Annotated in this window: 7 protein-coding genes and 1 tRNA gene; 3 read left to right on the top strand and 5 right to left on the bottom strand. The window is 59.6% G+C overall.

Going from position 1 to position 9369, the window contains the following annotated elements; all coding sequences use genetic code 11:
• Together HA630_RS10485 and HA630_RS10480 are read left to right on the top strand one after the other, a co-directional pair.
• Positions 1 to 522 (top strand): ACT domain-containing protein (locus HA630_RS10485; protein ID WP_166834540.1); only part of this gene is annotated, 522 nt, incomplete at its 5' end.
• A 38-nt stretch (positions 523 to 560) separates the two neighbouring features.
• A tRNA-Ser gene (locus tag HA630_RS10480) sits at positions 561 to 653 on the top strand.
• Positions 654 to 1066: 413 nt separating this feature from the next.
• Here HA630_RS10480 and HA630_RS10475 read toward each other — a convergent pair.
• From HA630_RS10475 to HA630_RS10455, 5 genes are all read right to left on the bottom strand, one after another.
• The gene (locus HA630_RS10475; protein ID WP_166834538.1) at positions 1067 to 2128 is read right to left on the bottom strand and encodes a PD-(D/E)XK motif protein; all 1062 of its coding nucleotides are present in this window, start codon (positions 2126 to 2128) and stop codon (positions 1067 to 1069) included.
• Positions 2125 to 4938 carry a Z1 domain-containing protein gene (locus HA630_RS10470; RefSeq protein WP_371809239.1) on the bottom strand — a complete coding sequence of 938 codons (2814 nt, stop codon included), beginning with the start codon at positions 4936 to 4938 and terminating at the stop codon, positions 2125 to 2127. Before HA630_RS10470 ends, HA630_RS10475 begins: the two co-directional genes overlap by 4 nt.
• Positions 4939 to 4943: 5 nt before the next feature.
• Positions 4944 to 6881 carry a DUF262 domain-containing protein gene (locus HA630_RS10465; RefSeq protein WP_166834534.1) on the bottom strand — a complete coding sequence of 646 codons (1938 nt, stop codon included), beginning with the start codon at positions 6879 to 6881 and terminating at the stop codon, positions 4944 to 4946.
• Positions 6878 to 8263 (bottom strand): DNA cytosine methyltransferase, encoded by a 1386-nt coding sequence (locus HA630_RS10460; protein WP_166834532.1) that lies wholly within the window; start codon positions 8261 to 8263, stop codon positions 6878 to 6880. The genes HA630_RS10465 and HA630_RS10460 overlap by 4 nt, the downstream gene beginning before the upstream one ends.
• Positions 8264 to 8753: 490 nt before the next feature.
• Positions 8754 to 9116 carry a helix-turn-helix domain-containing protein gene (locus tag HA630_RS10455; RefSeq protein ID WP_166834530.1) on the bottom strand — a complete coding sequence of 121 codons (363 nt, stop codon included), beginning with the start codon at positions 9114 to 9116 and terminating at the stop codon, positions 8754 to 8756.
• Between the two features lie 56 nt (positions 9117 to 9172).
• Here HA630_RS10455 and HA630_RS10450 point away from each other — a divergent pair.
• Positions 9173 to 9369: hypothetical protein (locus HA630_RS10450; protein ID WP_166834528.1), on the top strand; the 197-nt coding region annotated here is incomplete at its 3' end.

The raw sequence follows: 9369 nt of genomic DNA, 5'->3' as shown, positions 1-9369 counted from the left end.
TTTGAGGAAAACGACACCATGGAACAAGCCGTTGTTTCCGGCATTGCCTTCAACCGCGACGAAGCCAAGGTCTCTGTCCTGGGCGTGCCCGACACCCCCGGCATCGCCTTCCAGATCCTGGGCGCGGTGGCCGACGCCAACGTCGAGGTGGACGTCATCATCCAGAACATCAGCAAAGACGGCAAGACCGACTTCAGCTTCACCGTCAACCGCAACGATCTGGCCAAGACGCTGGACCTGCTCAAGGGCCAGGTGGCGCCCAAGCTGGGCGCGGCCGAGGTGCTGGGCGACGCCAAGATCTGCAAGGTCAGCATCGTCGGTATCGGCATGCGCAGCCACGTCGGCGTGGCCAGCCGCATGTTCCGCAGCCTGAGCGAAGAGGGCATCAACATCCAGATGATCTCCACCTCCGAGATCAAGACCTCGGTGGTGATCGACGAGAAGTACATGGAGCTGGCCGTGCGCGCCCTGCACCGCGAGTTCGACCTGGACCAGCCGGTCGATTCTTTGGCCAAGACCTGACGAGGCGCCCCGGTTTTGGGGCATAATATTGGTTTCGCGGAGTGATGACCGAGTGGCCGAAGGTGCTCCCCTGCTAAGGGAGTATGGGATGTAGAGTCTCATCGAGGGTTCGAATCCCTCTCACTCCGCCAGTAAGTCAAAGCCCCCGCATTGCGGGGGCTTTTTTACTGGGGCTTTTGCTCTTTTTCCCAGGTAAGAGCGGCCTGCAATCGCTCTCTGGCCCTGTTCGGCAGCACCTGGCTGCAACTCGGTAGCGGCTACTTTCTCTACCCCCTCTGAAACCCGGTGTGGCTTTTGGTGAAGTTTTCACCGGACGGGGTGCTGACTCTCGCTTGACTGTTCAAGTCCAGTTTCAAGTTTGAGTGCATGGCGATCAATCAATGACAAGTCTGCAGCGGGAGCAGTCGATCGCAACCAAATTACGGGCGACGGGTTTGGAGGGCCAAGTAGTTCGTCGCGAAGAGCCAGCCGTGTCCTTCCGACTAATTGCCCCGCGCTTTGATCGGGCACTGGAATACCTTTCAGCGCGTTGTGCAGAGCGTTCCTAACTATGCAGGCCCAGGATCGCCTCCGCGACGCGTCGGGCACCTGCGATAGGGTTGTTCAAGCTGATCGTCGCGGGAAGTTCCACGCGGAAGCTGAGAGACTGGGCGTCCACATGCTGGTGGGCGACCACGTCATCGTGCCGCAGCACATCGACGGCCGGGTCTGCCATGTCGTAGCCCCGGACGAAGGTCACGGTAAACGGGGTCGTGAACGGAGCCTCGTCGGCCATCGTGGCATGCTCGTATCCGATACCCGACTCCGAGCCGTACATGGCTATGCGTTTAAGAAACTCGTCGACCAAGCCGCTAGCTCCGCTCACGGTGAGTCGCGCGACGATGCTCTCCACCAGGTATGGGATCGACAAGGCAGGCACATTGGGATCTGGCTGTTGCAGACCAATGCTTACGAGGAGCAGGCGCGATTCCCCAGGGCTGTCATCAGTGGCAGCGGCAGGCTCGATCTGGTGCACGCCATGGACGGCGTGACTTGAGGTACTGCGAGTTGTGGTCTTTATCTCCACGCCCGTGCCCTCCCACGTGAGGTCTCTTGCTGAGCGGCGCCAGCCATCCCAAGCATGGACGACCGGCCCAACGTGCATATCATCTGCGCGGCGGCAGAGAGCGTCGAGAAGGAGCAATTCCCCGAAAAGTCCGATGATGGCGTTCTCGGAGATCTCCATACGCTTGATGGCGAGTTCGATCAAGGGTTCGGTGACCGCGAAGGCGCGCTCCAGATTGACGTCAGCTTTCTCGCGCAATAGTTCGGCGGCAATGAATGCGCCAACCTGATCGAAGTGTCCCAGAGCAGGTAATAGGATGCGGTTTGCGCTCAGTGGCGGTTTCGTGTTACGGTGCCACGAGTGGTAGTGAATCGCGGACTTCACGGTGCTGGTCCGCGGCTTGAGTTGCTCACCTGCAAGGAAAAGTTCCAGGTGTCCGCGACTAGTCCGGGCTACACCGACAACCTGCGCGTCGGTCAACCAATTGATGGCTCGGTCATTTCCAGTGAGACCCGCCGGCACTGCGTTGATCTGCTCGAGAACTGCTTCGTAGCTGGTCATGAAAGGCTCCTTGTCACGGTGGCCGCCCCAGCACGGGTAGCGGCAAACTGCTCAGGACCTCCCGCAGGCAGGCAAACTCCGGCTGCGACCGTCGGGTACAGGTCGCTCGGATGTTGATTGACGTAAATGAGGATCTGACCGTCGGAGCCGCTGGGCCGCCACGCCGTGTCGCTGCTTATCGGCACGGCAAGGTTTCGGTGGTAATAGTCAAAGTAGACATCGCCGCGATACTGGCCCGGGCCGGCGTTGGGGTCACTCGCCCCCCAAGTCGTCTTGAGTTCGCCCCCGACCACTTTCTTGGTAGTGGCGCGAATTTTGAAAGGGAGTCGTGCCAGCGGACCAGTGGACACAGTGGCACCATCTCCGTAGCGAATGCCGACCCAGAACCGTGGCTGCTCAGCCGTCTTGCGGCCGAGGTCGGCGTAGGACCACAGGTCGCCGGGATTGCCGGTGACAAAGAGCCCCGTGATCGGGCGAGTGAGGCTCGCTGACCAGAGTCGAAGGTAGGCGGCGATGGCATAAGGGCAGGCGCGCCGGGTCAAGTCCCCCTCACCGCCCCTTACAGGCGGTCGGTAGAACGGGCGGTCTGGAAGTGGGCTGATCGCGTGTGCTCGTGATTCGATCCGACTCCAGAAGTCCGCGTAGAAACCCAGGCGCCCGGGTCGGTAGTGGGTAAAAGTCAGACGGTCCAAGAGGTCGGCGGCCTCTGTAAGTTTGAGCGGCACGTCCAGTATCCGGCCACGCTGCACGTCGGCCACAGTGAGATCGCTGGAGGGGCGCGCAAAGAGTTTCGCAACGACCTCTGCATTAGGATCCTCCTGCTTGCCTTCATTGATGACAGTGACGAAGGGGCGAGCTCCTGGAGACAGGGGAAGGTTGCCAACGCCCGCTATTTTTCCGGTGGCCTCGAAGTTGAGGCCCTGCAAAACAACCGGCTCAGGGGATCCGTTCATCATGCGCTCGGTGATGGCTGTGCGCACCGCTTCGTCGACATCGTGGTAAGCACGGAAAAGTGCGAGTTGATCGCTCGAAGCGAAGACTCGGCACAGTTCGATATAGGATCCCCGATATCCGAACCAGCGCTGCATCTGCATCTGAGTGTCGGCTAGTGGGTTGGCCGATGAACGTTGGAATAGCGCTGTGGTCATCCCTTCCAGGGTCAGTCCCCGAGCCATGACGTTGCCTGAGACAAAGATCGTGCAGGTGTCTCGGGCGGCTCTCCATTTGCCTGTTGCCGGGTCCTTGCTGGGCGTGTACGCAGGACGGTCATCAGCATTGGGGTCACTATTGACCACAGTGACCCTAGTCCCCGGGATCACCTCTTCGATGAGCAGGGTTTCGATGGACTGCCAGTCTGGGAATTTAATCGGCGGCAGTACGTTGAACTCGCCTTCTATTGCTTCGGCGGAGGCTCGGTACTTGTCGAGCCATTGTGCCCACGGCGTGGGTTCAGCCCTTAGGTCATTCACCAAACTGTCGGGGAGCCTTGCATCACCTGCGTCGAGCAAATTTCGCGCCGTCGCCCGGTCCTGGATCCCTGCCCAAAGCAAGATGTCCTCAGCGCCCCTGAAGTGATCCGTGATCGCGGCTGAGGGGTGGTATAGCATCGAGTGCGGAGGAGCCACGCAGGCAAGGGCTTCGTGCTCGGCGTCGAACTGGGCAGTGATTGCAGACAACGGGCCAATCCTGCCAGATCGGTGCAGGCGGACGGCGCCCGCCACCAAGAAAGCTCGGACGGCGTCGGCAAGATCTTGCTGCACAGAGTTGGTGGTGGGCACGCACAGTTTGGCTGCCTCTGCTCGCCGGTAGAAGACCTCACCGCCGGTGTAGTAGGAGCGGATCCCCACAGCCTCTGGATAGGTCGATGAGCGGGGGGCGTTGAGGTTGCCAGGATCGCTTGTGTCTACTGGATGGCCGACATCGAGCGGCGTGCGAAGAGAGATCAGGAAGTCTCGGGGCGCTAGGGGGTTGTGGTCCTCCTGAAGGAGGTTGGCCTGGGGTGTCGCCGTGTAGGCGATGTAAGTCGAGAAAAGATTTTCAGGCGACCCCTGGGGCGGATCCCAGAGGTTAGCGATCGCACGCGGGATCTGCTTCAATCTGCCGTAAATTGGGTCCTGCGAAGACTCAACGATGGCATCGAGAATGGATCCATCGTCGGCCTCGTCGTCAAGCACGAGCATTTGGACGGTGCGATCAAGCTCCTTGACCGAGCTAAAGACGTTGGCGCGGAGGCTTGCTGCCAAGGCATGCAGATGGTCGGTCTGCTTCATCGCCACGATGATCAGTGGCTTACCCTGACTCAGGCGTTGGCGAACCTGTGCCGGCGGCAGCCGGTAGGTGGTTGTCAGTGGGAGTGTCTGCTCTGACATTGCGATGCCAGGCGGCGGGCACAGCAGGCGACGCTTGATCTTCTGTGCGTTTTCCTCTCCCGAGTCCAACTGCTGCACCAGTCTCTCATAGGTCTGGCGCCACAAGGAAAGACGAGTCCCTGCGAGTACGACGATGATGTCTATGCCGTTGTCGATGGCCAGGGCTGAGACACCCAGCATAGAAGCGGTCTTGCCTGACTGGACCGAACCCATTACAAGTCCCGTGCGCGAGCGGCTGGATGACCACTCTTCGGGTTTCGCGGTGTCGGCTGACAAGATTCCGCGCTGGAGAATGTAGCGGGAGTCTGCTTCAACTGAGGCACGCGCTGTGTCGGTCAAGCCGGTGAGTTGAGCCTTGTAGCGGGTCCACCACGAGTCCGCTTCCTGCGGAACGGGTGGATGGAAGTAGACGTGCTCGACGAGCGGGGAGCTTACTGGCACCGCGCTCAACTCTTCGGTTGAATTAGCATCCGCTGCAACGACGCGTAACCGCAAGTCCCGAACTGCAGACGTATTGCCTCAGCCGCTTGATCAGGGTAGATGTCCAATAATTCGAGGAGACTTTTGCTGATCCTGGCGATGTAGTCCCACTGGGTTTTTGTCTGCGCATTTTTGGGGCGTTTCCAGTCCGTGGATTCCTCGCTCGCAGTTCGGATCGCATCACCATTAGCCTCGATGCGGTCCTCTATGTCGTTCGGCGAGGTCGCTAAGGCCATGGTAATGCCCACGAGGGAACCAACGAGTTGGAGTTCCTGCCACTTGGCACCATTGCCGCCATCCTTGAATTGATCGGACCACAATTCATCGTGCGAGGAGTGGAGTTCGACAGCTTTTACCAGCAGCGAGAACAACTTGGTCAACGTCGGGGGATGGGCTAAGGGATGTGACCTGCTATTCTGAATCTTGATCAGCAACTGGTCGATATAGCGACTAGTCGATGCAAGGTCTTTTCCAGCTGTGTCATGCACAAGAACCGAGATGACCCACGCGAGAAGCTTAGTGCGCTTGTAGCGTGTGTCCCCAAAACCGTAGCTACTGAGCGCCTCACCGAGGCGGCCAAGATTGACGACACCTGCCAGCGATTCGGCGATTTTGGAGACATCAGTGTTCGGGTCGGCGTCGCCGGCGGCGGCAAGAGTCGCGCGGGTGAGTTCTACCTCGTGGTAGACAGCGTTACGGATCTCTTCCGCGTTCAGGTGCACGCCCTGCTTGTTGTAAAGGCGAAAGACCTCATGAATCTGGGCTTGGCTCGCCCGTGTGTACTCGATGACGGGGATTTTGTAATCCACGGGGTCCTCAAACAAAGCATCGACGTTGATTTGCTGACCAGCGACGTTAATCTCTTGGCCCTTGATCTGCGTGTAGTACTTACCGCGTAGAGGTTCGAGGTATGGACCGACCAATCCGCCGTCTCCGGTTGAGCGCAACTTGAACGGGAAGTAATAGTTGTCCTCATGCTCGGCCTTGAGTGCGTAACCCTCCAACGCTTTCCACGCACGTCGGAAGGCCGGGTAGTCGTCGTTGAACAAATCCGTCAAGTTCCTGTGACCGCTGTTGTCGAGACGTCCTTGTTCGTTGAACTTTTTTCCACTGTGCCGGGCGGTGACTTCAGCGACCTTCTGCTTGGCAACGGGGTGTTTTCCCACAAACCGGAGGATGGCCGTGAGCCTCTGCTTGCCGTCCACGACCTCATGCGGGGTGGAAGGCCCGGTTCTCAACAGTATGATGGACGGTAAGGGGACGCCCCGGAGGATGGACTCTATCAGGGACTGGCGGTCGCCATTGCTCCAAACGTCACCTCGTTGGTACGACGGCGTTAGGTTAGGCGCCTTCTTGGTGAGTTGGAAGATAGGCCAGACGTCGGCCTTCGCCGTGACCGGTTCTGGGCTTGCCGCTTCCTCGCTCACGTCGATCTCGGCCCACGCGTCAGCCCAGGATTGGGTTGCCGTCGCACGGCTAGTGCCCTTGGCCTCAAGCTCTTCGAGGAAGTCGGCCTGCAGCCGACAGGCGGTGTCCACGCGCTCGTTCAGGCGTTCAAGCGCTCGGATGGTCAGCGGCGGGGAGGCGGTTCCGGGGGCGAGGAGGTCGCCGGGGTCGAGTTCGAGTTCAGCAATGAGAGCCCGAAGGAAGGGTTCGCCACCCGTGAGCGGGAGGTCATCGCTGAAGTACAGCCAGCCCTGGACCTCAGCCAGTTGGTTCATCCACCCATCGGAGGCAAAGTCGACGTCGACGCTGCTGAACATCGAAGACACTGGGGAGACGCCATTGGGCGTGTCTGAAGCCTCCGAGAGGGTCGCCAACCCGTCGGCGAGGCTCTCTAGCAATTGGACCCGAGGGTCCTCCTCGTCCAAGTCGTCGTTCTCGTGTTCGATGTGGTCGGTCATGCAGTAGCCTTCAACGGTTCGAGGTCAGAGTTGATGATTGAGGTAGGACGGATGAGCTTGCACAGCAATCGTTCTGCGATCGCTTTGACGACGTGGGCGTTAACTGCGTTGCCGAGGGCCTTATACGCATTGATGTCGGATGCCGGCAACTGGATGCCGCCGAGACACTGAAGTTCAGCGCACTCAGCTGGAGTCATGTAGCGACGTTTACCGGCCAGGTTAGCACCGAGGATGGGCACCTGGGTCTCCGTGGAAGCGATGAGACTTGGGGAGGTCGTGGGACGCTTGACCCGCAGCCCAGACGCACGCACCTGCAGCACGAAGTTGTCGATGTCGCGCTCTTCACCCTGTGCGTTCCACTCCAGCTTTTGGAAGCTGGAGGGGAAGTCTTGAGGGCGCCACCTTTCAAGCCAGGGATCAATCCAGGACCGGTTGGCTTGGTAGAACTCTCGGTTCTGCCTGATGAAAGTCCGCTTCCATTGTGGGAAATGGAAGTCGCCTGCGCGGTTGGCATGGCTCGGTATCCGCGTGATTTGCTCGTCGATCGTGCAATCGAGGGATTGGCCGAAGCTGCCCTTGAAGCCCATCTGGCGAAGACCCCACACAGTTCTGCTAGCCCAAACCCCCGGCGGAGTTTCGTCTTCGTAGGGGTAGGTCGCCCCGAACTCCATTGCCCAGATCGGGAAGGAAGGCAGCTTCAGCGCAGCCGGCGAGCGGCGCAGGAAGTCGCCCCACATGTCGATGGCTCGCAGCGTCTGTTCCGGGATGGCGCGCCTGGAATGTGCTTCGTGGCGCAGTACCCAGTGGATTTTGGTGGGATCCTTGTGCTTCGCCGGCCACTCGAAATAATCGAGACCCTTGAGTGAACCTACGAAGTAGGCGCGGTTTCGGATCTGTGGAATGCCGAACTCGTGGGGCGAGAAGTGCTCCACGTCGACGGAGTAACCAAGCTCTTCCAGCAAGCGGATGATCGTGGTGCTGGTGCGGCCGCCGTCGTGCTTGAGGATGTTGGGCACGTTCTCCAAGATGAAGTGCAGCGGTCGCTTGACGCGCAGGATGTCGTGCACCTTGAAGAAGAGATTGCCCTGATTTGTGTCCTTGAAGCCCAGTTGGTCTCCTGCCTTCGAGAAGGGTTGACACGGGAAACCCGCGGTAAGGACGTGGTGATCGGGCACGCTCTGGTCGATGATTTCGTCGCTGCTCAGGTCGTTAAGGTCACCCCAAGCGTCGATACCGAAGTTGACCTTGTAGAGGGCATTCAGCGTGGGCTGCCACTCAGCAGCGAATACGCCACGCCCCCCCAACTCATCGAGGGCGACGTGGAAGCCACCCAGCCCAGCGAAGAGGTCGACGAAACGGAAGGCCTCACTTATAGTTCCCATCACTTCAGTCCTGTCCGTCCCCGCCTGATCGGGTGAGATTATTCATGGTTCGTTCAAAAGTTCGCATTGTGTCATTTCTTGCTGTGCGCGGAAACGAGGCAGGATCATCATGGCCGCCCTAGTGAAAAGCCGCTGTAGAACCGACAGCGGCCATAAAGCGGCTGCACGGGACCGGCTGCTCACAGCCTTTACCGCCCCACCGCGATGCGATGTCGGTACTGCCTTTGACTGCGTGATCAAAGCATGAAAGATCATCATTGGTGAACGGGAGCTGTACTAGCTGGCGTGACGGGGTGCTCGCACCCGATCGCTGCTGGAAACAGCAACCCGCCACAGCACGCATCCATCCCCAAAGACCGTGGTCAAACCTGTGGACAAGTCCGCTGGCATTGCTGCAAGTGATTGAACCGCCAAGCTTTTGTTGCCATGCTCAAACAATGGGCAGACTGCTCGGCCCAGGTGGTTCGTGCCGCCAGGGCATCTTCGCAGACTAGATCTTTGGTTGAGTCCTGGCCAAGGTCTTGACCAGCTCCAGGGCCAGCTTCTGGTACTCGGGCGTCAACGACCGGAAATACCTGCGCATCTGGATCGCTTCTCGTCCCATGTCCTCGGGCCGCAGCAGGCCCGCCACCTCATCGCCCGTGAGCTGCTTGCCTTCTGCCAAGGCGTACATGGCCGCCACCGACGTGCCCAAGGCGCCAGCGATCGCCTTCAGACCATCTTCGGTGGGTTGTTGCACCCCGCGTTCAATGCGCGACAAGTTGCTCGCATCCGTTCCGGCCTCAAAGGCCAGGGACTCCAAGGTGGCCCCGCGCTCGGTGCGCAGTACGCGAATGACCTGTCCGATGTGCATGCCGGGCATTCTTCAGACCCCCGGCAGATCACACAAAGCGCATTGCGCCAAACGCCATGCTAGATTTGCGCTTTACGCAAATCATCGAGGGATGCATGGTAGTAAATGCAAAGACACCGACGGTCGGGAGTGCCGCTTTCTTTGTTCCCAGGCTCGTGAGTGCCTTGAGGGATCTGGGCGGCAAGGCCAAAGCCAAATCCGTCCGGGACACCATCGTCAACCAGCTGATGGATGAACAAGAAGTCCTGGACGA

The sequence above is a fragment of the Aquabacterium sp. A08 genome, from assembly GCF_011742065.1.
Note: the sequence above shows the minus strand (reverse complement) of the source record. Positions and strands in the feature narration are given on the sequence as shown.